Origin of the sequence: Nocardia transvalensis NBRC 15921, assembly GCF_000308875.1 — a bacterium.
GTDB lineage: Bacteria > Actinomycetota > Actinomycetes > Mycobacteriales > Mycobacteriaceae > Nocardia > Nocardia transvalensis.
Map to the genome: position 1 here is coordinate 1 of NZ_BAGL01000040.1, position 698 is coordinate 698.

The 698-nt window shown below is 58.7% G+C and carries 1 rRNA gene; it reads left to right on the forward strand.

The window, feature by feature from the left end:
- Positions 1 to 698, forward strand: a 23S ribosomal RNA gene (locus tag ON41_RS40160); the annotation flags it as partial.

The window sequence follows — 698 nt, forward strand, 5'->3', positions numbered from 1 at the left end:
CTCAGTCGTATACATCCCCTTCGGGGCAGTGGACTGGGTGGGTAGGGGAGCGTCCTGCAGCCAGGGAAGCGCCGGAGTGATCCAGGTGTGGAGGCTGTGGGAGTGAGAATGCAGGCATGAGTAGCGAAAGACGAGTGAGAAACTCGTCCGCCGGATGACCAAGGGTTCCTGGGCCAGGTTAATCCGCCCAGGGTGAGTCGGGACCTAAGGCGAGGCCGACAGGCGTAGTCGATGGACAACGGGTTGATATTCCCGTACCCGTGTATCCGCGCCCAATGGCGAATCAATTGTGCTAAGTGCCCAAAAGCGGATGGACCTCCTTCGGGAGGCCGGATGTGGCTGCGCACGACCCTGGTTGTAGTAGTCAAGCGATGGGGTGACGCAGGAAGGTAGCTGGGCCCGGTGGTGGATTACCGGGTGTAAGCCTGTAGGGCGGGATCTAGGCAAATCCGGATCCCATACAGCCTGAGAGGTGATGCGTAGCCGTTTGAGGTGAATTCAGTGATCCTATGCTGCCGAGAAAAGCCTCTAGTGAGTTGGTACACGGCCCGTACCCCAAACCGACACAGGTGGTCAGGTAGAGAATACCGAGGCGATCGAGATAACTGTGGTGAAGGAACTCGGCAAAATACCTCCGTAACTTCGGGAGAAGGAGGGCCCGGTCCGGTGACGGAACTTGCTTCCTGAGCTGGGTTGGG